Here is a 23,727-nt window from a genome sequence, read left to right as displayed (position 1 = left end):
ACAGGGATGTTTTTTTTATTTCTGAAAAGGAAATTAACAGTTCCTGAGTAAAACAGGGCAAAGATTAACGGTATTTAACTCTATTTCGTGTGAATTAATATAATAATTTTAATACTTTTGCAGCTCTGATAACCCTTATATATATGAAGAAATTAGCAATCCTGCTTATCCTGACCTTTAATTTTTTGATTCTTAATGCACAGAAATTAAATATCGACGGAAAGATCCTCAACTTCGAAAAAAAAGCCATTGAAAACGCCACCGTTTATCTTCTTAAAGAAAAAGATTCTTCCATCATCAATTATACCGCAACCAACCGCGAAGGTAAGTTTTCCCTGAAAGCCGACGCACTGAACGAGCCAAGCATTCTGAAGATAGACGCCGATAAGATGCTTTCTTTCTCTAAACGTTTTGAAACGATCGACAAATCTTTTTCGTTAGGAGACATCGAGCTGGAGAAAAATTCGGTAACCAATATCGAGGAAGTAAAGCTTACGGCTTCACCCGTGAAAATAAAAAAGGATACGATCGAATTCAACGCTTCTTCTATAAAGGTTCGTCCTGACAGTAAAATCGAGGAGCTTCTCAAGCAGATTCCCGGTGTTCAGATCGACAACGACGGAAAAATTACCATCAACGGGAAAGAGGTCGACCAGATCACCATCAACGGAAAGCCTTTCTTTGATAAAAACGGAAGGATAGCGCTGCAGAACCTTCCCGCAGATATCATCAAAAACATCCAGTTTACCACCACCAAGACCAAAGAAGAGGAACTGAGCGGAAAAGCTTCGAAATCAAATAACGCCACCATCAATTTCAATATTGATGAAAAGAAAAACAAAGGACTCATTTCACGACTTACCCTGGGCTACGGTTCCGACAAGCGGTATGAAGGCAGCGGGCTGTTGAGTTATTTTAAAAATGATACAAAAATCAGCCTTCTTGCGGCTTCCAATAACATCAATTCCCAGGGGTTTTCCAGCGATGAGGTGTTTGACAGCATGGGCCGCGGAAGAAATTCATGGCTGATGCAGGGCGGCTCGGTGATGACTTCCGGAGGGGTCACCTATTATACTCCGGGCGGAGGCAACACAAAAGGCATTCAGAAATCGACCACCATCGGGTTCAATTACAGCGATAAATTCGGGAAAGATACCGACCTGGATAACCTGAGCCTGATCCATATCGACAACAATCTTGAAACAAGATCCAAAGTATCGAGAACCACCCTTCTCCCCGATTACACTTTAAAAACCAATTCTGAAAATAACGGTGAAAACGAATCGAAACAGTACAATTTTGATCTTTCGGCCAGAATACGCCTCGATTCTCTGACGAGCATTTACTTTTCTCCTTCATTCGCAAGAAATGAAACCCATAATTTCAACGCCTCAAATTCAAGAACGTTCAGGGACAGTGAACTCCTGAATACCAGTGATAATTTCACCAAAACCGATTCTGAGAACAATTCCTTTAACCCCAACCTTTATTTCTCAAAGAAATTCCGGAAAAAAGGAAGAGAGATGCACGCCAATCTGAACAGCAACATCAGTGAAAACAAGGAAAACATGCTGAACCGTTCTGAAAATATTTTCTATACACCCGTTTCTTCCGACAACAGGAACCAGTATTCGGTAAAGAAAAACCTCAACAGCAATTACCGCATGAGCATGGGATATTCGGAGCCACTGTCGGATTCCCTGAATATCGGCCTGGGCATCAGCTATAATTCTTCCGACATGAGAAACCTGCGTGATGTGAATGATTTCAATGCGGCTACACAGAATTACACCAGCTACAACGATGTTTTATCGAACCGGATGAGCCAGAAGATCGATCAGTTTACCCCGGAATTGTCATTTGAACTCAACAAAAAGAAAATCAGCGCATGGGGTTCCTTCAATGCAGATATTTCAAACATGAATGTCAATTCAAGCTATACCGGACAAAATTATGATTTACAGAAAAACTTTATCCTTCCCGGCTACAACGTAGGATTGAATTATGAATTTTCGCAGAATAAAAGATTAAACCTTTATCATTTTTCAGACTTTACCATCCCGACGGCAGAGCAGCTTACCCCTTACCGCGATCTGTCGAATCCCCTGGTTGCTTTTCAGGGAAATCCGGATCTGAAAAATACCTGGAGCAACTCCACCTATCTTTATTTCAACAATTTCAATATGGTAAAGAACATCAACTACTACCTGAATATCGGGTTTACATACAGAAATAATGACATTGTAAACTATGCCTCTTTCGATGAGAGCGGAAGACAGCTCATCACTTACGCCAATATCAGCGGAAACAAAAACTTCAACCTGGGCGGAAGTTTCAGCAAGACTTTTAAATGGAAAGAAAATAAGCTGACGATCAACCCGAGATTCAATACCAATTATGCATACAGCAAAGGTTTCATAAACGGCCAGGAATTTATAAGCCAGTCATACAACATCAATCCCGGGATCAATTTAACGTACGAAATTAAAGAAAAACTGACTGTAAAACCGTCTTACACATTAGGATATAATTTTTCCAAATATAAAAACTACAGCATAGACGATGTGAATACCAGCAACCAGTCCCTCAAGCTGGAACTTACCAATTACATTTTCAAAAGCAGGCTGATCTTAGGAAATGACGTGGAATACAACACCAGCACCAATATTGCACCGGGCTTTAAAAGAGATTTCTATTTCTGGAATACCAGCGTCGGCTATTCATTCTTCGACAAGCAGCTGACCGCTAAAGTGAAGGTTTATGATGTGCTGAACCAAAACCAGAGCGTACGAAGGGTGATCACCAGCACCTATTTTGAAGACCGCGACGACCTCATCCTCAAAAGATACGTCATGTTTTCTTTAACGATGAAGCTTAATAAATTCGCAGGAAAAAAAACGAAAACCCAATAGAATAAAATTATTTTACACAGCGGCATCCTCTTCCCGGGGATGCTTTTTTTTGGTTGGTAAATAAACCTATCCATCATTAGCACCATTTCAAACGAAGCTGTAAAACACTGAAATGTAACAAATTGTACTTGATCGCTTCTTCGGACTGGTTGATTGCCTCTTCGGACTGGTTGATCGGCTCTTCTAACTGGTTGATTGCTTCTTCTAACTGGTTGATCGCTTCTTCTGAACGGTTGATTGTTTCTTCGGACGAGTTGATTACTTCTTCGGACCGGTTGATTGCCTATCCGGAATGCCTGAACGCTTCATCGAAGTGATTGATCGTTTCAACAAAATGCCTGAACGTCATTTCTGACAGGTTGGGTTACAGATACCACTTCTTTCAGAAATCTCGTTCCGTACAACAGTAAATAAAATCATTTATCATTAAATTAGCCACAAATTTTATATATGAAGATTCATTTTTCAATTTTGTTTATTTTACTGTTCGTCTTTGGAAACGCACAGAATCCCGATGATGAGGATAATTTCGTGAAAGATCATTTCACCAAGAAAGAATTTTATATTCCGATGCGCGACGGGGTGAAGCTTTTTACAGCGGTGTATATTCCGAAAGACATTTCCAGTAAAAACAAATATCCTTTCCTGATGCAGAGAACCTGCTACAGCATTGCGCCATACGGTGAAAATGAATACCGGGAAAAGCTAGGCCCCAATAAATTCCTGATGGAGGACAAATACATTTTCGTATTGCAGGACGTACGCGGAAGGTATATGAGCGAAGGCACCTTTACCAATATGACCCCGCAGGTCGACCGGAAAACTAAAAAAAATATCGACGAAAGTACCGATACGTATGACACCATTGAATACCTACTGAAAAACATTAAGGGAAACAATGGAAAAGTGGGCCAGTACGGCACTTCATATCCCGGGTTTTATACGGCAGTCGGTATTTTAGCCCAACATCCCGCTTTGGTGGCCTCTTCTCCGCAGGCACCCATCTCAGATTTCTGGAATGATGATTTCCTTCACAACGGAAAAGTGATGTTAGCCTATTTTAAAACCTTTCCTGTTTTCGGAGTTCAGAAAACAAAACCGGAAAATAAAGCCTGGTACAACGATACTATGATTAAACCCACTTCTGAAGATGGCTTAAAGTTCTACCGTGATATGGGAACTTTGAAGGATGGATATGAAAAATATTACAAAGACAATTTCTTTCTGACGGAAATCATGAACCATCCCAATTACGATGATTTCTGGCAGAAAAGAAGTCTTCTGCCCCATCTTAAAAACGTGAACCATGCCGTCATGACCGTCGGCGGATGGTTCGATGCGGAAGATCTTTCGGGTCCTTTAAATATTTATAAAACCATCGAGAAAACAAGTCCGAAAGCCAAAAATACGATTGTGATGGGACCTTTTTCTCACGGGGCCTGGGCTTATGAGCTGGGAAAACATTTCCATAACGACATCTATTTCGGGGATAGTATTGCGACCTATTACCAGAAGAATATTGAGACTAAATTTTTCAACCATTATTTAAAAGGCAATACCAAAGAGGACGCCGGCTTACCGGAAGCGATGATGTTCGATACCGGTGCCAAGCAATGGCGGGAGTTTGCGACCTACCCTCCGAAAGAGGCACAAAAGGTAAACTTTTATTTGTCGGATAAAACGCTGAAAAATTCTGTAACAGAAGGCTTTTCGGAGTATTATAGCGATCCGGACAATCCGGTTCTGAGCTCTGATAAACTTAAAGATTTCAATGGTTTTACCCCGAGAAATTATATGTCGGAAGACCAGAGATTTGCCGAAGGGCGTCCGGATGTGCTAACGTTTACCACCGATGTTTTAACGGAAGACCTTACCTTGGCCGGAGAAATCATGGCTAAACTGAATATTGCTTCCACGTCTACGGATGCTGATTTTGCCGTAAAGCTGATCGATATTTATCCGGAAGATTTTAAGCCGGCCGAAAAGAAAGAAGGCGTCATCTACGGGAATTATCACCAGATGGTAAGAAGCGAAATCATGCCTGCCCGATTCAGGAATTCGAGGGAAAAAGCAGAAGCGCTGGTCCCGAACCAGAAAACGGCAGTGAATTTCAGGCTTCAGGATGTGGTTCACACCTTTAAGAAAGGCCACAAGATACAGGTGCAGATTTCCTCAACCTGGTTTCCGCTATTCACCGTCAACCCGCAAAAATTCCTGGAGAATCCTAATTTTGCCACGAAAGAAGATTACACCAAGGCTTTTATAAAAGTATTTGGTGACAGCTCGATTGAGGTTGAGGTTTTGAAATAAATTCTAAAAGCTGTTCGGTATGAGCAGCTTTTTTTATCTCCCGCTGATTTTACAGATGGCGCAGATTTTTTTTTAACCAATTAGTTTCCACTCTGCCTGTCATCCCGCAGGGATTTAAAGATAGTTTTAGAGAAATAACGGAAAGATTCGGGTTGAGATACCTACGGAATGACAAACTTCGCGCTATTCATATATTTAAATTTTTCCCTATTGTTTGTCATTGACCGCGTCGAATCTGCGATTTTCCGCAGGGATCTGGACATAGTATTAGAGAGAAGAATGCAAAGATTTGTACTTTGATTCGTACAGAAATCGAAGACTCAGCTCAGCAAACTATTCCTCAATGGTTCTGAACGTCAGGTTTACCCTTGGGGTTTTCACTTTCGTGGTGGGTGGAAGCCTATGCAGCCAATGATCCTGGGTTGTGCCTTTCATCACCAGCAAGCTTCCGTTTTCGAGGAATATTTCTACTTTCTCCCCGGTGGTTTTATGTTTAAACAAAAACTTTCTTTTCGCCCCGAAAGTAAGTGAGGCAATGGCACCATGTTTTTTCAGGTCCTTTTCCGCATCACTGTGATAGGCCATTCCTTCGCTTCCGTCGTGGTATAAATTCAGGAGGCATGAATTGTAGGTTTCACCAGTGATTTCCTCGCATTTCCGTTTTAAGGCCAACAATTCAGGGGTCCAGAATTTGGCATGTTTCGTTCTTTTCGAATAGGTATACTGAAACGGCTTTTCTCCAAACCATGCTACTTTTCTTTTGGTTAAAATCAGTTTCCCGAAAATCACCGCTTCATCATTTTCCCAGGGAATCTGGTTCAACAGGTAATCAAAATAAAAATCCGACTTTTCTTTAGAGAAAACTTTTCCGTAATAATGAGCGGTTCCGTCGTTGGGAAGAATGTTTAAAGGGTAATCTGATATGTCTTCGAAGAGATTGAGCATCGGTGCTTAATTTTAATATTTTATGTTTGGCGTTTAATCTCATCATTGTCATAGAAACTGGAATGGACAAGATGGTGCTGATTTCTAAATAAGTTTCGGCTAAAGCCAATTTTGATTTAAATATCTTAAAACGGGCTGAAGCCCGTTCCTATCGATAAAATAATGAGTTTAAAATTTAAAATAAATTATTCTCTTTATTCAAAATTTTGATCTTTCTATCTAAAAGTCTGGATAGGTTCTTGAGCTTTCCCAGCCGATGATCAGTTGTTTTCTTTCGGTTCCCCACATATAGCCGCCGATGTTTCCTGAAGACTGGATCACGCGGTGACAGGGAATTAAAAAGGCCACAGGATTGCTGCCGATCGCGGTTCCCACAGCTCTTGAGGCTTTAGGATGGCCTATTTTCTCTGCTAAACTTCCGTAGGTCGAAAGCTTCCCCATAGGAATCGTAAGCAGGCTTTCCCAGACCTTCAACTGAAAATCGGTGCCTTTTAAATGTAATTTTATGGTATTAAGTTGGGTCCAGTCTTTATTAAAAATAGATAAAGCATTTTTTTGAAATTCATCCATCCTTTCAAAAAAAGAAGCATTGGGAAATTTATGCTTTAAATCTCCCAATGCTTTATGAATATCGTTTTCAAAAGCCATATAACAGATTCCCTTTGCGGTGGACGCTGTAATGATTTTTCCGAAAGGGCTTCCGGAAAAACTGTAATGGATAGTCAGGCTTTTTCCTCCGTTTTTATATTCTGCCGGGGACATGCCTTCGATGTTCACAAAAAGATCATGCAATCTGCTTGTGCTGGAAAGTCCGGTCTCAAAGGCTGCATCGAATAAACTTGCCTTTTCTTCCTTCAACAGGCTTTTGGCATGCTCAAGACTGAGGAACTGCAAAAATTTCTTCGGGCTGGTTCCTGCCCATTCTGAGAACATCTTCTGAAAATGAGAAGGACTCAGATGTATGCTTTCCGCCACTTCATCCAAACTCGGCTGAAGTTTAAAATTGCTCCGGATATAGGCTATCGCTTTGGCAATTCTTTCGTAATCAATCTGATTTTGTGTGGACATAATATTCATTTTACCTCACAAATTTCCAAAGAATACAGGGCAGAAAAAATCCGATTCCTGCGGAATTTAGTTGTTGTTATACAAATGATAGTAAGCAAGCATCTTGTAATATAATTTAGCGGCTAAGAATGCGCTTGGCTTTGCCATCGGAGAATCCATGAGTTCTACGATATCAAAGGCTACCACATTACACTTTTCAAATACTTTTCTTAATAATTCCAGAGTAGGATACCATTGCAGGCCGCCCGGCTCAGGAGTCCCTGTTGACGGACAAAGCGAAGGGTCGAAAGCATCAAGGTCTATTGTGATATAGACGTTTCCGGAAACTTTTTCCAATACGTCGTTTACCCAGTTTTCGTTATTGGCGATTTCGTGAGCAAAGAAGACTCTTCCTTCCGGTAAATATTCTGCTTCTTCCACATCCATCGAGCGTATTCCCACCTGTACCAGATTGTGTTTCTGATTGGCTTCAAATACTGCACAGGCGTGATTGGAAGTAGAACCGTGGAACTCAGGACGCAGATCCGTGTGGGCATCCAGCTGAAGAACGGTCAGATTCTCGAACTTTTCCCCTACCGCACGAATCGAACCGATAGAAACAGAATGCTCCCCGCCGAAAAGGGTGAATAGTTTACCTTCATTGCCTAAAAGTTCTTTGGTTTTCTGGTAAACAGCTTCCGTCATTGCTTCAGGAGTCGCATTTTCAGAAACTTCTCCAGCCAGATAAACTCCTTCAAGATACGGCTCTGTCTGGGTTTCAATATCATAAAGCTCCATGTTTTCGGAAGCATCTAAGAATAATTCAGGGCCTTTGTCTGCGCCTTTCCCCCATGTTGACGTTCCGTCATAAGGAACAGTGACCAACATTACTTTTGCGTTTTCCAGTGATGCATTTTCTTCAGGAATTCCTGCGTATGTCTTCATGTTTTGTTTAGAATTAAATGATTTCGACAAAGATACAAAGAAGTTTGGAGAAGTGGATGGAAGCTGGAAGATAGGTGCCGGAAGTTTGCATAATGAAGAATAATTAATGTTGAAGTTTTAAAACTAAATCATTTTAAATTCAAATAATTAACCTAATAAAATTACGCCTCCAGTTTAAACTCCGATTCTCCGACTTCCCGCTTCCCTCCAAAATCCTTACCTTTGCAAAAACAAAATTTTATGTCATTAAAAGCTGTGCTGTTCGATATGGATGGCGTGATTGTAGATACGGAACCCTTGCACAGAAAAGCCTATTTTAAAACATTTAATGAACTGGGAATTGATGTTTCAGAAGATCTGTATACCTCTTTCACCGGAGCTTCTACCAAAAGAGTTTGTGAAACGCTGATCCATGAATTTCATTTGCCCCAAACCTATGAAGAAATCGCCGAAACCAAGAGAAATTACTTCAAGGACTACTTCTATAATGATGAGGAATTTGATTTAATTCCCGGCGTAAAAGAACTGATTGAACATTATTACGAAAACGGAATCACACTGATTCTGGCATCTTCAGCAACCATGACCACGATTGATATGGTTTTTGAAAAATTTGAACTGGAAAAATATTTCAGCGGAAAAATAAGCGGGGCCGATTTAAAGGAATCAAAGCCTCATCCTGAAGTTTTTTTGCTGGCCGCGGAAATGACCGGACAACCTGTGGAAAACTGTATGGTCATTGAAGATTCCACCAACGGAATCCTGGCAGCACACCGGGCTAAAATTTTCTGTGCGGCGTACAGAAGCCCAAATTCTAAAAACCAGGATTATACTTTGGCAGATACTGTCGTTTCAGACTATGCTGATCTGGAAATCGAGAAAATCTCACAATATTTTTAAATATAAAAGGGCAACTTAAAAGGGTAAACTTTTATCGCGTCATGCACTAAATTGAAAACCCGTAAATTATAAACCTCATAGGTTTGAAAACCTATGAGGTTTTAAGAAGCCTTCAACAAAATAAAACGGGCTTTCCAAAATTTGGACAGCCCGTTTTTTATACGTTTCGGCTAAAGCCGATTTTATATTAATATCGGTTAAACGGGCTAAAGCCCGTTCCTATTGATGTAAAAGACAAAAGTATTATTTATATCCTAAGATTTTCAGTACATCTTCCGGTTCCTGTTTTTCGCGGAAAATCTCATATTGCAGTTCACCGTTTTCATCTTTCTGAATCAGGACGTGTCTTGGCTGCGGCATCAGGCAGTGATGGATCCCACCGAATCCGCTGATCGTTTCCTGATACGCTCCGGTATGGAAAAATCCGATATACAAAGGTTTGGTATCACTGAAAACCGGCAGATAAATCGCATTGGTATGCTGCTCGGAGTTATAGTAATCATCGGAATCACATGTTAATCCACCCAGAAATACCCTTTCGTAAGTATCTTCCCATCTGTTCAGGGGAAGCATGATGAAGTGTCTTGAGATTGCCCAGGTATCCGGAAGGGTGGTCATGAAAGATGAATCAATCATATTCCATTTTTCCCGGTCGTTCTGACGTTTCTGGGAAATGATTTTATAGATATTGGCCCCGCTTTCTCCAACGGTAAAACTTCCGAATTCCGTGTAAATATTCGGTTCCTCTACTCCTTCTTCTTCGCAGAATTTTTTGATCTGGGAAACGATTTCCTCAACCATATACTGGTAATCGTAATCGAAATTCAAAGACGTTTTGATCGGGAAACCGCCACCGATATTCAAAGAATCTACTTCAGGAGCAATCTTTTTCAGACGGGCATACACACGGAGACACTTGTATAATTCGTTCCAGTAATAAGCGGTATCCTTGATCCCGGTATTGATGAAGAAGTGAAGCATTTTAAGCCTCGCATTCGGATGTTCGGCAATTTTCTGACTGTAATAAGGAATAATATCTTTGTATCCTATTCCCAGTCTTGAGGTATAAAATTCGAATTTCGGTTCTTCTTCCGAGGCAATTCTGATCCCGATATCAAAAGTCGTATCGATACTTTCGGTAAGCTTATCCAGTTCGCGGTAATTATCCAGAATCGGCGTAATATTTTCGAAACCGCTGTTGATCATCTCTGAGATCTTTGCAAGGTAATCGTCTGTTTTGAAACCATTGCAGATCACTTCTATATTCTTGTCAACTTTTCCATTTTCGTAAAGAGATTTTACGATATCCATGTCATAAGCGGAGGAAGTTTCTATAGAAATATCATTTTTAAGGGCTTCTTCGAGCACAAATTTAAAATGACTTGATTTTGTACAGTAGCAATAGGTATAATTCTTCTTATATTCGGTTTTCTCAAAAGCTTCCCTGAACCAGCTTTTCGCCTTCTGGATATTTTGAGAAATTCTCGGCAGGTAGCTGATCTTTAGCGGGGTGCCGAATTTTTCCACTACTTCCATCAACGGGATATCGTGGAACAACAAATTGTTCTCAGAAACATTGAATTCCTCGGTAGGAAAATACAACGTCTGATCAATAAGTTCCGAGTACTTTATTTTCATTTCTAAACAAGTGAATTAAGAATGCAAAATTGCTAAAAAAGTTTGGTTTTTTAACGTTAAAATTATTTAAATTTTGATCGCCTTTCGAGCCAGAAACAACACCGGATTATCAATATGTAAACTTATGAATATATTCTTCCCGCTTATCATCAGATATTTTTAAAACATGTTGAATATAAGCATCCGCAGAACAGTATTTTTTATTGATTTCATTAAAGGCAGCATCGAGATAGGCCGTTTCTACCCAGCTTAGTTTTTCGAGCACGCCGATGTCAAGCTTCGGGTAGATGAAATGCAAATTCCGGACAAGGCTGAGGCGTCTGTTTACCAGCTTTTCCCGATAATTATTCGATAAAAGGTAATCGTTGTAAATGGTTTGCTTATCGAACCTGAGAACCGTCAGGATGAGTGCGGTAATGATTCCGGTGCGGTCTTTTCCTGCGGTGCAATGGTACAGCACGGGAGTATCGGATTCTAAAATCCCGGTGACAATTTCCCTGATGACTTCAGGGTTTTCCGTGACATATTCCCGATAAAAATCAAGCATTCTTTTGTTGGCATCAGCACCATTGACTTTTCCTTTCAGAACTAATTTTTTGGCCTGATCCAGCTGATCGCCTTCATCTTCAAAAGCAGACTCATTTTTGTAGATGATCCCTTCAGGAAGATGATCCGGTTTTTGAGCGATTTCCTTTGAATTCCGAAGGTCGATGATTTCTTTTATTCCTAGATTGTTAATCTCTTTAAACGAGCTCCTTTTTAGCTTGAAAAGATTGGCGCTTCTGTAGAATTTCCCTTGCTTCAAGGTTCTTCCGTCCTTATTTTTAATATTTCCGACCGTCCGGAAATTGTAGACTTTTTCAATATCCATTTCCGGCAATGTTGTCATTTTACCGTATTCCGGTGCGGAAAGGGGCTGCGTTTTGCAAGAGAAAACACAGATGATCACAAGGAATGAAAAGAGTATTTTTACTAAGAATTTCATATTTTATCAGACCAACAAATCTTTAAAGACGATTGCGGGTATTTTAGGTTTTGGCTAAAGCCGATGGAGTTTTATTTTATGTAAACAGGATGAAACCCGTTCCTATTGAAATTACAAATAATTATTACCGATAAAAACCAGCAAATCTCCTTTTCCATACTCAATGGAAACATCGTCTTCCACGGCGAAATTCCGGGTTCCGATATTTGAGGTTATGCTTAAACTTCCGTTGGTCAGTGGCCAGTTCAATCCTGTGGTGGTTACATTTTCAGCAAGAGGAAAAGGATATAATGAAATCATTTTATCTTTTACGCCTTTCAGAATACATCTTTTCGGAATAAAGTAATATTCGGAAAACATGTCATAAAATTTTATATTCAATACATCCTTAAAACCGAAAGCCACCGTAAGATTTCCCAGAAAATGATCCTGCTCACCACCACTCGCCCCTAAAACATCGACATCAGAAATCCCTTTTTCAACCATGATTTCCAACGCTTTGTGAAAATCGGTTTTGTTCTGGTCCGGGGTATGAATAAATTTATCCTCGTAAATATTTTCATCAGAACCTGAGTGCGAATCAAAATCACCTGAAATAAAATCGAGCTGTTCTAAAGGAAAATTTAAATTCTTCAGGTAATGGAAAGCGCCGTCCGTACAGGCAACCAGGCTGTATTTTTCAGGATTGGGAAAGGATTTTGGCGCGTCTCCGTTGATGAAAAGTAGGGCTTTATCTTTCATTCGGATTCCAGTATTCTTCCGGTTCGTGGTTGATCTTTGAAATGTATCTGGCCAAAACGAAGAGATAATCTGAAAGCCTGTTTAAATATTTAATCAGTTCCGGCCTCACCTCTTCCGATTCATTCAGGAAAACCAAAGACCGTTCTGCACGACGGCAGATGGTACGTGCTGCATGAAGGAAGGTGGCTGCTTTTCCGCCGCCGGGAAGAATGAAATACTGAAGCGGCTCAAGTTTTTCGTCAAAAGCATCCATCCAGGTTTCCAGCTCTTCGATTTCCGTATCGGAAATGACCAGCGGAAGACGTGATTTTCCGTTGGCCAGCATGAGTTTATCCACTGGTGTTGCTGCTTCGGAGCCAACGGTAAATAAATCAAACTGAATTTTTTTTAATTGTACCGAAACCTCTTCATTTTCGATATGACTTTTGGCAATACCGATAAATGAATTGAGTTCATCTATATTTCCGTAGCTGTCGACTCTTGCACTTGCTTTAGAAACCCTGGTTCCGCCGTAGAGTGCCGTTTGGCCTTTATCGCCAGTTTTTGTGTAAATTTTCATAGGTACTAAATTACTTTTTTATCCCAAGGCCTACAAATATTTGCCGAAGCCATTTTGCAATATTTCAAATTATAAAAGAATTATCTTAAAATCTTTATATTTGTTTAAATCCTATTTCAGCGTGATGAATAATATGTCCATCTTATATTGATACTCATTTCCTCTGCTTTTTTGATGTACATCAGTTTTTACCGCTTTTTCAGAGTGAGGAAAAATCTCAGAAGCAAGAAAATAAGCGAAAAAAAGGAAGCAATCCGTGAAACAAAGAGACTTCCAAAGGAAAATATTGTAGAAACCGTCTCAGAGATCGGCTTTACCATTTTTAAACATTGGCTTTAAGCAACTCGTTTTAACTTTTGATTCCTTAATTCACCTTATTCAACGATTTGTAAATTCTTTCCTGTCCTATACAGTAAAATGATCGATCTTATCGAAGACCGACCACCTCAAAATTAATATTTACCTAACATTGCTTGAGTAAGATTTTAACGGACAAAGCCCCTAAGATATTTTAAAATTAAATATTTTTCTTATTAAAATCCTACTGACAAACTGTTGTCATAACTCCGATTTATCTTTGTACCAACAATAACAAACAAAATTAAAATTATGACAACTACAGCAACCGAAACGAAAAAATTCATGACCTCCGAACAATTACTGGAACATTGGCAGGGACACCGAAATCTTACCCGAAGAGTAATCGAAGCTTTTCCTGAAAAAGAACTTTTCGAATTTTCCATCGGCGGAATGAGGCCTTTTGCTAAGCTGGCAGTAGAACTGATCAGTATTGCCGGGCCCGGTCTGAAAGGAATTAATGAGAAGAAAATGGAAGCTTATGACGAAGAAGCCTTTAACACTAAAACCAAGCAGGAACTTCTTGCCAAGTGGGATGAAGAAACAGAAGTGATCAATCATCATTTTGCGCAGATTTCAGAAGAGCGTCTTCAGGAGACTTTTAATCTTTTCGGACAGTATGAATTCCCTGTTTACCAGAATATTCTGTATTTTATTGACAATGAAATCCATCATCGCGGACAAGGATATGTGTATCTGAGAGCATTAGGCATGCAACCGCCTTTTTTTTGGGAGAGATTCTGATTTTCCTGATCCCCCTGTTCAGACTGCGTACTCTGATTAACTTCAGGCAGGAAAAATCAATGATTTAAAAGCTTTATTTTAATTTAACTATAAACCTCATCAGAAAGCTGTTGAGGTTTACTGGTGTTTCCGAGAGATTGCGGCCACCAGTTCCTTCAGCTGTGTTTTCAGGCTTTCAGGTTCCAGAATGGTTGCATAATCCGCAAAGGTGATAAGCCAGCGTGGAAATCCATCTTTGATCCATTCGGTCTCAAAAGTAAGCTCCATGCCCTGATCGGTTTCTTTTTCGTCAATCAGCCCGTAATATTTTTTCGAGTTGGAAAGATGATTGATGATTTTTTTCTCCACCAGAAGTCTGACAATGGTTTTATTACCGTTTCCGTTTTTCCGATAGTCATTGATCTGTCCATATTCCTGAAGAAAAGGATTCTGGGTTTTAAAAATCTGTAAGATCCTGTCGACCCGGAATTGTCTGAAGTCATTCCGAAGCGTACAAAAAGCCATAATATACCAGTAATTGAATTCAAAAAAAACGCCCACCGCTTCAATGGTTCTCATTGAAATATTAGCTTCTATGGTTCTGTATTCTATGGTCAGCTGCCTTTTTTCTGCTATACTTTCCAAAATAATCGGGAGAACATCTTTGATATGATCTTCAGTCTCTGGGTAGTAATTATAGATATCAATCTGTCTTTCAATATTTCGGATTAAATTTTTATCTGAATATTTCAATACAGAACGCACTTTTTCCATAGCAGTCCTGTAATGTTTCCCCAGGCTTTGATGTGAAAATTTCTGCATCAGTTTTTCGGCGGTGATAAACCCCAACACTTCTTCTTTGGTAAACATCACCGGCGGAAGTTTATAGCCTTCCATCAGCGAATATCCAGTTCCGGCCTCTCCGACGATGGGAATTCCTGCATTTTCCAGGGTCTTTACATCCCGGTAAATGGTCCGGACACTGACCTCGAATTTTTGGGCAAGATCCTGAGCCCGCACCACAGGCTTTGATTGCAGCTGCGTAAGAATGGCGGTTACCCGGTCGAGTTTTTTGAGATAGTGGTCGTTCATTTTTATGAATGATAAATGATAAATGATGATTGATGATTATTGGAGTACCATATTGTTATATTGTTACACTGATAAATTGTTACATTTTAAGACTGTTGACGAGTTTATCCAGATTCAGGCTTCTTGCGGAGGCGTCGAAAATTTCCCTGTATGTTCCGTCAATTTGTACGAGTTCATCGTGGGTTCCGCTTTCCACGACCCTGCCTTTTTTCATGACGTATATTTTATCCGAATCTAAAATCTGAGACAGAGAATGGGATATTATAATCACAGTCCGGCCTTCTTTTATCGCATCTAAGGAATTTTTGATCTGTTCGGTCGCAATGGCATCAAGGCTCGCTGTAGGCTCATCCAGAAAAATAATCGGCGGATCTTTCAGGAACAACCGGGCAATGGCGATACGTTGCTGCTGACCTCCGGAAAGCTGAGTGGCATCGTGTGCATACTGATCCGGAAGGTCTAAAATCTGCTCATGCAGGTAGGCCTTTTTTGCAGCTTCCTGAATTTCTTCAAAAGATGCATTCATATTTCCATACCGGATGTTGTCCTCGATACTTCCCTGGAAAATATGGTTTTTCTGAAGCACTAAACCGAGGTCATTCCTGAGAAATGTGTTGTCATAATGATTAAGCCCCACCTGATCCAGCAGGATTTCACCTGAGTTGGGAAGATAAAATTTACATAAGAGATTGATCACCGTAGATTTTCCGGCACCGCTTAAGCCAACCAGAGCCGTTGTTTTGCCGTTTTCGATGGTCATGGAGACGTCATGTAATGCCTGTGTTCCGTTCGGATAGGTAAAATTGATGTTTTTCAATTCAAAATTCCCTTTTATATCCTGCTCGATAAATGTACCACTCGGTTCTTTTTCATCATCAGCATTTAAAATATCAAAATATCCTTCCGCATAAATCATCGCATCATTCATATCATCATAAATTCTGTGAAGCTGACGGATCGGTGAAGAAACATTATTGAAAAGCATAATATGGAGCATGATCGCTCCTATCGTCATCTTCTGATCCAGCACCAGATAAACCGTTAAAAGGATAATTAAAACAACCCCAAACTGTTCGATAAATGTTTTTAAACCATCATAAATAAAATTTGTTTTTCTTGTAAACAGCTGGCTTTCCATCAGCTGCATCTGAAGGTCGTATTGTTTTTTTCCTTCAAATTTTTCACGGACAAAACTTTTAATGACCATAATGGAATTGATCAGATTCAACAACCCCGAAGTCTTTTGCTCCCGCTGATTCCTCAGTGTTCTTCTTACTCCGCCTAATTTTTTAGCCTGTAAAGCACTGATGTAAAAATAAACAGGTACAATAACCGTTGAAACCAGCCCTACATACACATTCTGCATATACATGATAATCAGAGCAATGATAGAGTTGGAAAAAAGCGGCAGCATATCAATGAAAAAATTCTGAACCAGTCTTGTAAGGCTCTCAATTCCCCGGTCTATGCGGATTTGCAGTTTTCCCGATTCATGATTTTCATCGTTAAAATAAGCCACCCTGTAGGTCAGTATTTTGTCAATGGCCGACTGGGCCAGCACCGAGCTGACATTAATCCTTATTTTTTCACCGTAAAATTTCTGTCCGAAATTGATAAAAATATTCAGAAGTTCTTTTCCCAGCAGGATCACGGAAATCAGGACCAGCACATGAATCCCTTCTGCCATAGGATGTGGGAGATGGGTCAGCTTGGTAACTTCATCCACGGTATATTTCAGTACCAGAGGATTCACCTGAGCAGCGAGCGCTCCCAGGAATGTGAGAAACAGAGTGCCGTAAATCATCAGCCGATAGGGCCGGATAAAAGGAACAAGCTGTCTGTATATGCCGAATAAGGTAATGGTTCTGTTGAATGGTTTTGCCATACAAAATTCTTTTAATTGAAAAAACGCACCGTTTTACAAAGAAAAGGTACGTTTTATTCTATTTTTCAGCAAGCAATTGCCGTAAATTAATTTTCGAATACGTAGGTCGTAAGGTAGTGCAATTCTTCTTTACTTGCGGCTTTGGATTCTGCTTCTGCCTGTTCCAGCGGATATTGGGAATTGATTTCTTTTTTCTGAAATACAAACGCATTGTTGGCCGTTTTATCCACTACCTCATTGAAAATATGCTGAATTTCCGAATTTCCCAATGATGCAAAACTCATATCTTCAAATCCGTATATTAATCTGAGGTCATCAAACTGAGCGAAATGCTGATTAACAAATTCCTGAAGCTGAGCTTTGGAATCAAAATTTCCGGCCCAGATATTATAAGCATAGCTTTTCTTTTTCGGTTTATCCAGAATACTTTGATAGACAAAATTTTCTCCTAAATAAGCCTCTCTTACCTGCGGATCGTTGGCAAGCTCTTCGGGAAGACCTTCTTTCAGGATTCTTCCTTCAAACATGATATACGTTTTATTGGTAATAGCCAGCGTCTGCTGTACGTTGTGATCGGTAATGAGAATTCCGATATTCTTATCAACCAGGCTTCTCACGATCTTCTGAATGTCTTCCACTGCAATAGGGTCTACTCCCGCAAAAGGTTCATCCAGAAGGATAAAACTCGGGTCCGTGGCAAGACAGCGTGCGATTTCGGTTCTACGACGTTCCCCTCCGGACAGAAGATCTCCTCTGTTCTTGCGAACATGCTGCAGTGAAAATTCTTCAACGAGTTCATCACATTTAATTTGCTGTTCACGTTTTGAAAGTTTTGTAAGCTGCAGAACTCCCATAATATTTTCTTCTACGGAAAGTTTCCGGAAAACAGAGGCTTCCTGGGCGAGGTACCCGATGCCTTTCTGTGCCCTGCGGTACATGGCGTCGGTGGTAATTTCCTGCTTGTCAAGAAAAATTTTTCCTGAAGTGGGCTTAACCAATCCTACAATCATATAAAAAGAAGTGGTTTTTCCTGCACCGTTCGGGCCGAGCAATCCCACAATTTCCCCCTGCTGAACCTGTACAGACACCCCTTTTACAACTTTTTTCGGACCGTATTCTTTGATTAAGTTTTCTCCTCGTAAAATCATGAAGCAAATATATAAAATGTAAACGTTTTACTTTACACAAACCTAAAATTTAAAACACCCCAAGTGAGGTGTTTTTATTGTTTATAGATTATCTGTTTAAAATCATGGCCGCTTCTTTGGCAAAATAAGTGAAGATCATATCTGCGCCGGCTCTTTTAAAGCATGTAAGGCTTTCGATGATCGTTTTATCATTATCCAGCCATCCGTTCTGTGCGGCAGCTTTTACCATGGCATATTCTCCGCTCACATTGTATACGGCGATCGGCAGATCAATGGTTTCACGAACTTTCGAAACGACATCCAGATAAGGAAGTCCCGGTTTTATCATGATGATATCTGCCCCTTCTTCGATATCCTTGAAAACTTCGTTAAGTGCTTCCCGGGAATTATGAAAATCCATCTGATAAGTCTTTTTGTCTTTGGGAATTTCCATATTGTCTTTGGGAGCGCTGTCTAAAGCACTTCTGAAAGGCCCATAGAAAGAACTGGCATATTTTGCCGCATAGCTCAAAATTCCTACATCCGTAAAGCCGCTTTCTTCCAGCGCTTCACGAATGACCTGCACTCTTCCGTCCATCATATCGCTTGGCGCCACGATGTCTGCACCTGCTTCAGCATGGGAAACGGACATTCTGGCCAGGGCATCATTGGTGGCATCATTTACGATCTTGCCATTTTCAATAATCCCGTCATGTCCGTAGATCGAATAAGGGTCCAGCGCGACATCCGGCATGATCACCATTTCCGGAACAGCATCTTTTATCGCTCTTATGGTATTCTGCATCAATCCGTCTCTGTTCCAGGCTTCTTTACCCGTGTTATCTTTGAGATGATCTGAAACTTTCATGTACAGGTTTACTGCTTTTACCCCTAAAGAAAATAATTCCTTACATTCTTTCACCGTGAGATCAATGCTTCTCCTGAAAATTCCGGGCATCGACCCGATTGGTTCTTCTTTATTTTCGCCCTCCATCACAAAGATCGGCATTACGAAATCACTCGTGGTAAGCGTGCATTCTCTTACCAGGCTTCTTACAGATTCATTTACCCTCAGCCTTCTGTTTCTTGAATGTATCATTTTGGAATACTTTTTGAATAAAATTTAATACAAATTTACTACAACTTAAATAAAAAAGTATTGCGGGAGATTGTAGAATTGTTTATTTTTGTTTTAATATATTTATAGAAATTGTAATTTGATGAAAAAACTTTTACTTTTATTTATCTTTTTAGGCGCTTTTGTTGGTTTTTCCAACAATGTTAAAGCTCAGATAAAAGAGCTGTCAGCATTTTCACAGAAATCTGATGACGGGGTTCTTGTAGCCTATCCGAATCCTGCCAAGGATTTTCTGATCGTAAAGGCAAAGGACTCAAATCTTAAAATTAAAAATGTGATCTTCTATTCCATCTTAGGAACGCAGGTCGCCAATTATTCGGTGAATATGAACTCCGGGGAAATCAATATTGAAAAACTGAAACCCGGCAAATATCTGATCCGATATATTTTGAGTGACAACACCATGAAGGTTACACAAATCGTAAAACAATAATTCAATCCTGATGATCACATCAGGATTTTTTCTTTTAGATTAATTCTGTTTTCAATAATTCCGTAACTTTCGGGACTTTTTCATACTAATCAGTAAAAACAATTTAATGCTAAAAGCTGAACATATCAGAAAGACCTACAGTGCCGGTAAGAAAGTTGCCCTGGACGACTTTAGTATTCATGTACCGAAAGGCAGCGTCTATGGTCTTTTAGGTCCGAACGGAGCCGGTAAAACGTCATTTATCCGAATCATCAACCAGATCACACAGGCAGATTCCGGAGAAATTACCATCAATGGTCAAAAACTGAATCCTGACCACATTAAAGATATCGGCTACATGCCTGAAGAAAGAGGTTTATACAAAAACATGACGGTTGGCGACCAGCTTCTTTACTTCGGCGAGCTTAAAGGAATGAGCAAAAACGATGCTTTAAATGAAGCAAAAAAATGGTTTGATAAACTTCACATCGACCAGTGGTGGAAGAAAAAGCTCTCTGAACTTTCAAAAGGGATGGCCCAGAAAATCCAGTTTGTGGTAACGGTACTTCACAGGCCCAATTTACTTATCCTTGATGAGCCTTTCTCAGGTTTTGATCCGGTAAATGCCAATCTTATTAAAGACCAGATTATCGATCTGAAAAACAACGGTACAACGATCATTTTATCAACCCACCGTATGGAAAGTGTAGAGGAAATGTGCGATTATGTTGCGCTCATCGACAATTCAAAAAAAATCATAGACGGTCGGGTTTTTGATGTCCGGGAAAAATTCAAGAAAAATATATTCGGGATTACCCTTTCCGAAACAGATGATACTCAGCTTGAAAATTTTAAGAGGAAGTATGAGATTTTCAACGTTATGAGTGAAAACAATCTTGTTTCATTTGATTTAAAAAATGAATCCAATCAAAATCATATTCTTCTGGATCTTGTACAGGTTGGAAAAGTACGTTCATTTGAGGAGAAGATTCCGAGTATGAATGAAGTTTTTATTAATGCCGTAAGCAGCAACTTTTAGTTATGAACAACATTTTTTTAATTACAAAAAGAGAATTCCTTACGCAGGTTAAGAAGAAGTCTTTTATTATACTTACCATTCTGGCGCCTATCCTTCTGATCGCTTTCGGATCTGTCATCGGGCTGATGTTTAAAGCCAACGAATCGCACAGCGTTATTGAAGTTGTCGATAAAAGCGGAATGTTTACCGACAAGCTAAAATCTTCCGATAAGCTGAGCTATATTTTTGTTTCCGCGGCTGATGAGAAGTCAAAAATCAATACTCTGAAAGGCAATGAATCGCTGGACGGCATTTTAATATTACCTGAGCTCAAAAATAAAAACTTTGATGATCTTCAAAAAAACACGAGACTTGTCATTAACAATAAAATAGGTTTCGACACAAAGCAGAAAATCGTTTCAGACATTACGGATGTTATTAAAAAAGAAAAGATCAAGCAGTTGGGCATTGCTGAGTCACAGCTGATCAACCTTGACAAAGGCTTTACCCTGAAAACGATTAATGTTTCTGAAAACAATAAAGAAGATTCGGATCTTGGCTTTGGTGTTAAAAGCGGACTGAGCATTCTTCTGATGTACGTGACGTTTATGTTTATCATCATTTATGGTGTAAGGGTAATGCGCAGTGTTTTGGAAGAGAAAAACAATCGTGTGGTAGAGATCATTATTTCTTCAGTAAAACCATTTGAGCTGATGATGGGGAAAATCCTGGGCGTAACACTGGTGGCGCTGACACAGTTTATTGTCTGGATTACGATGTCCGTCATAGGCGCTCTGGTGTTGAATACCGGATTCTCTTCTCTTCAGAAAAATATTCCCGGAGGAAACGAAGAACTCGCCAGCAAGCTTGATGTTGCTCAAATTGCCACCCAGATTTCCCACAGTCTTCTTGAACTTAACTTTCCGCTGATTATCTTCGTATTTATCGTATTTTTTCTTTTGGGATATATCTTTTACAGCTCCATTTATGCCGCTATTGGTTCTGCAGTGGACAACGAGACCGAAACGCAGCAATTCACTCTGTTTGCCATCCTCCCGTTGATGCTGGGAATGTACGGAAGCTTTTCACTGATGAACAATCCTGACGGCCCACTTGGGTTCTGGCTGTCGATTATTCCTTTTACCTCGCCTGTAGCGATGATTGCAAGGATACCTTTCGGGGTCCCGGCCTGGCAGATCGCCTTATCTATTGCACTGCTCCTGGCAACTACTGTTTTTATGATTTTCGTTGCAGGAAAAATATACAGGGTAGGAATTTTGATGTACGGAAATAAAGCAACCCTTAAAGAGATCTGGAAATGGATTAAAGGATAAGTTGCCATTAAATTTTAACCTCATCTATAAATAAGAAATCCCGAAGCAGAGCTTCGGGATTTCTTTTCAATTATCCTAACTATTTCCTTATCTGAAAATATAGTTTACACTTAAACTGAGAACCTGTTCAGACTTACTCTTTGTAGATCCGTCCGGCTCGTGATCAAGGCCAGGATACGTATTGGAAAGTCCAAAATCATATCTGCCGACCAATTCCACCTGCCTTTTGTAGCTGTATCCGAATCCTAACCCAAATCCAAAGTTAAACTTGTTGGCTTTTCCGTTTACATTAGGTAAAGACGAGACCGTCACATCCGGATCATAATAAGGCCTGGCTGCAGGAGCATTTTTTACTCTCTGGCTTATTAAGAAATTAAATCTCGGCCCTACCAATCCAAAGAATTCCGACTCTGCTTCAGAGAAATAAGCTTTCAGGCTCACCGGTACACTCAAATAATCATTTGCGTATACGGCTTTGTAGCCATCCAACCCTTTCGCATCGCGATCTTTACCTGTTTCTCCTGCTCCGAAATATTGAATTTCAGGCTGAAGAAAGAACTGATTCTCACTTCCGATGGGTACCAGAGCCAAAGCTCCAAACTGCATCGTAAACCTTGTTCCTGAGGGATTGTGAGCATTTCTAACCGCTGAAAGGTTGGCACCGGCAGTTGCTCCGAATCTTGTACTGCTGAAGTCTATCTGTGCAAAAGACCACGCAGAAAACATTAGGCCAGAGGCCAATAAAAATTTTTTCATATCATATGTTTTAAAAAAAAATTATGCTAATACCTTAGCCACGGTAACACCAATGTCAGCAGGGGAATCTACTACATTGATACCGTTTTCGCGCATGATCTCCATCTTGGCCTGAGCTGTGTCTTCAGCACCACCAACGATAGCACCTGCGTGACCCATCGTTCTTCCTTTAGGAGCCGTCTGCCCTGCGATGAAACCTACAACAGGCTTGGTAGAACCGCTGGCTTTGTACCATCTTGCAGCTTCTGCCTCAAGACCTCCACCGATCTCACCGATCATCACGACAGCTTCAGTTTCAGGATCATTGATGAATAATTCCAAAGCTTCTCTGGTAGTAGTTCCAATAATTGGGTCTCCACCGATACCGATCGCTGTAGAGATACCGAAACCGGCTCTTACTACCTGATCAGCAGCTTCATAAGTAAGAGTTCCTGATTTGGAAACGATACCTACTTTACCTTTTTTGAAAACGAAACCTGGCATAATACCAATTTTAGCTTCTTCAGAAGTAATGATTCCAGGGCAGTTCGGACCGATTAATCTGCAGTCTCTGTCGGCAATGTAAGATTTTACTTTTACCATATCTGCTACAGGAATCCCTTCAGTAATACATACGATCACTTTAATGCCTGCTTCCGCAGCTTCCATGATAGCATCAGCCGCAAATGCAGGAGGTACGAAAATGATACTTACGTTTGCTCCGGCTTTTGCCACAGCGTCAGCTACTGTATTGAATACCGGTTTCCCAAGGTGCTCGCTTCCTCCTTTTCCCGGAGTAACTCCCCCTACTACATTGGTTCCGTATTCGATCATCTGGCTTGCGTGGAAAGTACCTTCGTTCCCCGTAAATCCTTGTACAATTACTTTAGAATCTTTGTTTACTAAAATTGACATTTTATTATT

At 40.2% G+C, this 23,727-nt stretch carries 19 protein-coding genes and 1 pseudogene; 7 read left to right on the top strand and 13 right to left on the bottom strand.

Annotated elements, in window-relative coordinates:
• The first annotated feature begins 143 nt into the window (after positions 1-143).
• Entirely contained in the window at positions 144-2,912 is a 2,769-nt protein-coding gene (locus AC0N32_RS08765) for an outer membrane beta-barrel protein (protein ID WP_476393476.1), read from the top strand.
• Between the two features lie 450 nt (positions 2,913-3,362).
• Positions 3,363-5,222, top strand: a complete 1,860-nt coding sequence (locus AC0N32_RS08760) for a CocE/NonD family hydrolase (RefSeq protein ID WP_476393475.1) — start codon at positions 3,363-3,365, stop codon at positions 5,220-5,222.
• A 333-nt stretch (positions 5,223-5,555) separates the two neighbouring features.
• On the opposite strand, the gene AC0N32_RS08755 is transcribed toward AC0N32_RS08760, so the two are convergent.
• From AC0N32_RS08755 to speB, 3 genes are all read right to left on the bottom strand, one after another.
• Complete coding sequence (locus AC0N32_RS08755) at positions 5,556-6,167, bottom strand: alpha-ketoglutarate-dependent dioxygenase AlkB family protein (protein ID WP_476393474.1); 612 nt, start codon at positions 6,165-6,167, stop codon at positions 5,556-5,558.
• Positions 6,168-6,386: 219 nt separating this feature from the next.
• Positions 6,387-7,235: a bifunctional helix-turn-helix domain-containing protein/methylated-DNA--[protein]-cysteine S-methyltransferase gene (locus AC0N32_RS08750; RefSeq protein WP_476393473.1), complete on the bottom strand. Its 849-nt coding sequence runs from the start codon at positions 7,233-7,235 to the stop codon at positions 6,387-6,389.
• Positions 7,236-7,301: 66 nt separating this feature from the next.
• Positions 7,302-8,159, bottom strand: a complete 858-nt coding sequence (gene speB / locus AC0N32_RS08745; protein ID WP_476393472.1) for an agmatinase — start codon at positions 8,157-8,159, stop codon at positions 7,302-7,304.
• A gap of 240 nt (positions 8,160-8,399) precedes the next feature.
• Between speB and AC0N32_RS08740 the strand changes: the two genes are divergently transcribed.
• Positions 8,400-9,059 (top strand): HAD family hydrolase, encoded by a 660-nt coding sequence (locus AC0N32_RS08740; protein ID WP_476393471.1) that lies wholly within the window; start codon positions 8,400-8,402, stop codon positions 9,057-9,059.
• 243 nt (positions 9,060-9,302) lie between these two features.
• On the opposite strand, the gene AC0N32_RS08735 is transcribed toward AC0N32_RS08740, so the two are convergent.
• The 4 genes from AC0N32_RS08735 to AC0N32_RS08720 all read right to left on the bottom strand — a co-directional run bounded on the left by AC0N32_RS08735 (position 9,303) and on the right by AC0N32_RS08720 (position 12,982).
• Positions 9,303-10,697, bottom strand: coding sequence for a type III PLP-dependent enzyme domain-containing protein (locus tag AC0N32_RS08735; RefSeq protein WP_476393470.1), 1,395 nt, complete (start codon positions 10,695-10,697; stop codon positions 9,303-9,305).
• A 109-nt stretch (positions 10,698-10,806) separates the two neighbouring features.
• Positions 10,807-11,682 carry a tyrosine-protein phosphatase gene (locus AC0N32_RS08730; RefSeq protein WP_476393469.1) on the bottom strand — a complete coding sequence of 292 codons (876 nt, stop codon included), beginning with the start codon at positions 11,680-11,682 and terminating at the stop codon, positions 10,807-10,809.
• A gap of 111 nt (positions 11,683-11,793) precedes the next feature.
• On the bottom strand, positions 11,794-12,423 hold the full coding sequence (locus AC0N32_RS08725; RefSeq protein ID WP_476393468.1) for a thiamine diphosphokinase: 630 nt from the start codon (positions 12,421-12,423) through the stop codon (positions 11,794-11,796).
• Positions 12,413-12,982 carry a cob(I)yrinic acid a,c-diamide adenosyltransferase gene (locus AC0N32_RS08720; RefSeq protein ID WP_476393467.1) on the bottom strand — a complete coding sequence of 190 codons (570 nt, stop codon included), beginning with the start codon at positions 12,980-12,982 and terminating at the stop codon, positions 12,413-12,415. The genes AC0N32_RS08725 and AC0N32_RS08720 overlap by 11 nt, the downstream gene beginning before the upstream one ends.
• 609 nt (positions 12,983-13,591) lie before the next feature.
• Between AC0N32_RS08720 and AC0N32_RS08715 the strand changes: the two genes are divergently transcribed.
• Positions 13,592-14,083, top strand: a complete 492-nt coding sequence (locus AC0N32_RS08715) for a DinB family protein (RefSeq protein WP_476393466.1) — start codon at positions 13,592-13,594, stop codon at positions 14,081-14,083.
• Positions 14,084-14,200: 117 nt separating this feature from the next.
• On the opposite strand, the gene AC0N32_RS08710 is transcribed toward AC0N32_RS08715, so the two are convergent.
• The 4 genes and pseudogenes from AC0N32_RS08710 to hemB form a co-directional block, all read right to left on the bottom strand.
• Positions 14,201-15,154, bottom strand: coding sequence for a helix-turn-helix transcriptional regulator (locus tag AC0N32_RS08710; RefSeq protein ID WP_476393465.1), 954 nt, complete (start codon positions 15,152-15,154; stop codon positions 14,201-14,203).
• A gap of 79 nt (positions 15,155-15,233) precedes the next feature.
• Positions 15,234-16,958: an ABC transporter ATP-binding protein gene (locus tag AC0N32_RS08705; RefSeq protein WP_476393785.1), complete on the bottom strand. Its 1,725-nt coding sequence runs from the start codon at positions 16,956-16,958 to the stop codon at positions 15,234-15,236.
• A gap of 503 nt (positions 16,959-17,461) precedes the next feature.
• Positions 17,462-18,187 (bottom strand): annotated as a pseudogene (gene lptB, locus AC0N32_RS08700) (LPS export ABC transporter ATP-binding protein); the annotation flags it as partial.
• A gap of 88 nt (positions 18,188-18,275) precedes the next feature.
• Positions 18,276-19,265 carry a porphobilinogen synthase gene (gene hemB, locus AC0N32_RS08695; protein ID WP_476393464.1) on the bottom strand — a complete coding sequence of 330 codons (990 nt, stop codon included), beginning with the start codon at positions 19,263-19,265 and terminating at the stop codon, positions 18,276-18,278.
• Between the two features lie 121 nt (positions 19,266-19,386).
• Here hemB and AC0N32_RS08690 point away from each other — a divergent pair, with 121 nt between their 5' ends.
• From AC0N32_RS08690 to AC0N32_RS08680, 3 genes are all read left to right on the top strand, one after another.
• The gene (locus tag AC0N32_RS08690; protein WP_476393463.1) at positions 19,387-19,737 is read left to right on the top strand and encodes a T9SS type A sorting domain-containing protein; all 351 of its coding nucleotides are present in this window, start codon (positions 19,387-19,389) and stop codon (positions 19,735-19,737) included.
• Positions 19,738-19,843: 106 nt separating this feature from the next.
• Positions 19,844-20,755, top strand: a complete 912-nt coding sequence (locus AC0N32_RS08685; protein ID WP_476393462.1) for an ABC transporter ATP-binding protein — start codon at positions 19,844-19,846, stop codon at positions 20,753-20,755.
• Positions 20,756-20,757: 2 nt separating this feature from the next.
• The gene (locus tag AC0N32_RS08680) at positions 20,758-22,068 is read left to right on the top strand and encodes an ABC transporter permease (RefSeq protein ID WP_476393461.1); all 1,311 of its coding nucleotides are present in this window, start codon (positions 20,758-20,760) and stop codon (positions 22,066-22,068) included.
• Positions 22,069-22,155: 87 nt separating this feature from the next.
• Here the strand turns inward: AC0N32_RS08680 and AC0N32_RS08675 are convergent, their stop codons facing one another.
• A complete protein-coding gene (locus AC0N32_RS08675; protein ID WP_476393460.1) occupies positions 22,156-22,824 on the bottom strand; it encodes an outer membrane beta-barrel protein in 669 nt (222 codons plus the stop codon).
• 21 nt (positions 22,825-22,845) lie between these two features.
• On the bottom strand, positions 22,846-23,718 hold the full coding sequence (gene sucD, locus AC0N32_RS08670; protein WP_029294782.1) for a succinate--CoA ligase subunit alpha: 873 nt from the start codon (positions 23,716-23,718) through the stop codon (positions 22,846-22,848).
• Between the last annotated feature and the right edge of the window lie 9 nt (positions 23,719-23,727).

The sequence above is a fragment of the Chryseobacterium endophyticum genome, from assembly GCF_056333165.1.
Note: the sequence above shows the minus strand (reverse complement) of the source record. Positions and strands in the feature narration are given on the sequence as shown.

Excerpts from the sequence above, each read along its gene's own strand:
- AC0N32_RS08765 (WP_476393476.1), top strand. The coding sequence starts at position 144 with ATGAAGAAATTAGCAATCCTGCTTATCCTGACCTTTAATTTTTTGATT.
- AC0N32_RS08760 (WP_476393475.1), top strand. The coding sequence starts at position 3,363 with ATGAAGATTCATTTTTCAATTTTGTTTATTTTACTGTTCGTCTTTGGA.
- AC0N32_RS08755 (WP_476393474.1), bottom strand. The coding sequence starts at position 6,167 with ATGCTCAATCTCTTCGAAGACATATCAGATTACCCTTTAAACATTCTT.
- AC0N32_RS08750 (WP_476393473.1), bottom strand. The coding sequence starts at position 7,235 with ATGTCCACACAAAATCAGATTGATTACGAAAGAATTGCCAAAGCGATA.
- speB (WP_476393472.1), bottom strand. The coding sequence starts at position 8,159 with ATGAAGACATACGCAGGAATTCCTGAAGAAAATGCATCACTGGAAAAC.
- AC0N32_RS08740 (WP_476393471.1), top strand. The coding sequence starts at position 8,400 with ATGTCATTAAAAGCTGTGCTGTTCGATATGGATGGCGTGATTGTAGAT.
- AC0N32_RS08735 (WP_476393470.1), bottom strand. The coding sequence starts at position 10,697 with ATGAAAATAAAGTACTCGGAACTTATTGATCAGACGTTGTATTTTCCT.
- AC0N32_RS08730 (WP_476393469.1), bottom strand. The coding sequence starts at position 11,682 with ATGAAATTCTTAGTAAAAATACTCTTTTCATTCCTTGTGATCATCTGT.
- AC0N32_RS08725 (WP_476393468.1), bottom strand. The coding sequence starts at position 12,423 with ATGAAAGATAAAGCCCTACTTTTCATCAACGGAGACGCGCCAAAATCC.
- AC0N32_RS08720 (WP_476393467.1), bottom strand. The coding sequence starts at position 12,982 with ATGAAAATTTACACAAAAACTGGCGATAAAGGCCAAACGGCACTCTAC.
- AC0N32_RS08715 (WP_476393466.1), top strand. The coding sequence starts at position 13,592 with ATGACAACTACAGCAACCGAAACGAAAAAATTCATGACCTCCGAACAA.
- AC0N32_RS08710 (WP_476393465.1), bottom strand. The coding sequence starts at position 15,154 with ATGAACGACCACTATCTCAAAAAACTCGACCGGGTAACCGCCATTCTT.
- AC0N32_RS08705 (WP_476393785.1), bottom strand. The coding sequence starts at position 16,958 with ATGATTTACGGCACTCTGTTTCTCACATTCCTGGGAGCGCTCGCTGCT.
- hemB (WP_476393464.1), bottom strand. The coding sequence starts at position 19,265 with ATGATACATTCAAGAAACAGAAGGCTGAGGGTAAATGAATCTGTAAGA.
- AC0N32_RS08690 (WP_476393463.1), top strand. The coding sequence starts at position 19,387 with ATGAAAAAACTTTTACTTTTATTTATCTTTTTAGGCGCTTTTGTTGGT.
- AC0N32_RS08685 (WP_476393462.1), top strand. The coding sequence starts at position 19,844 with ATGCTAAAAGCTGAACATATCAGAAAGACCTACAGTGCCGGTAAGAAA.
- AC0N32_RS08680 (WP_476393461.1), top strand. The coding sequence starts at position 20,758 with ATGAACAACATTTTTTTAATTACAAAAAGAGAATTCCTTACGCAGGTT.
- AC0N32_RS08675 (WP_476393460.1), bottom strand. The coding sequence starts at position 22,824 with ATGAAAAAATTTTTATTGGCCTCTGGCCTAATGTTTTCTGCGTGGTCT.
- sucD (WP_029294782.1), bottom strand. The coding sequence starts at position 23,718 with ATGTCAATTTTAGTAAACAAAGATTCTAAAGTAATTGTACAAGGATTT.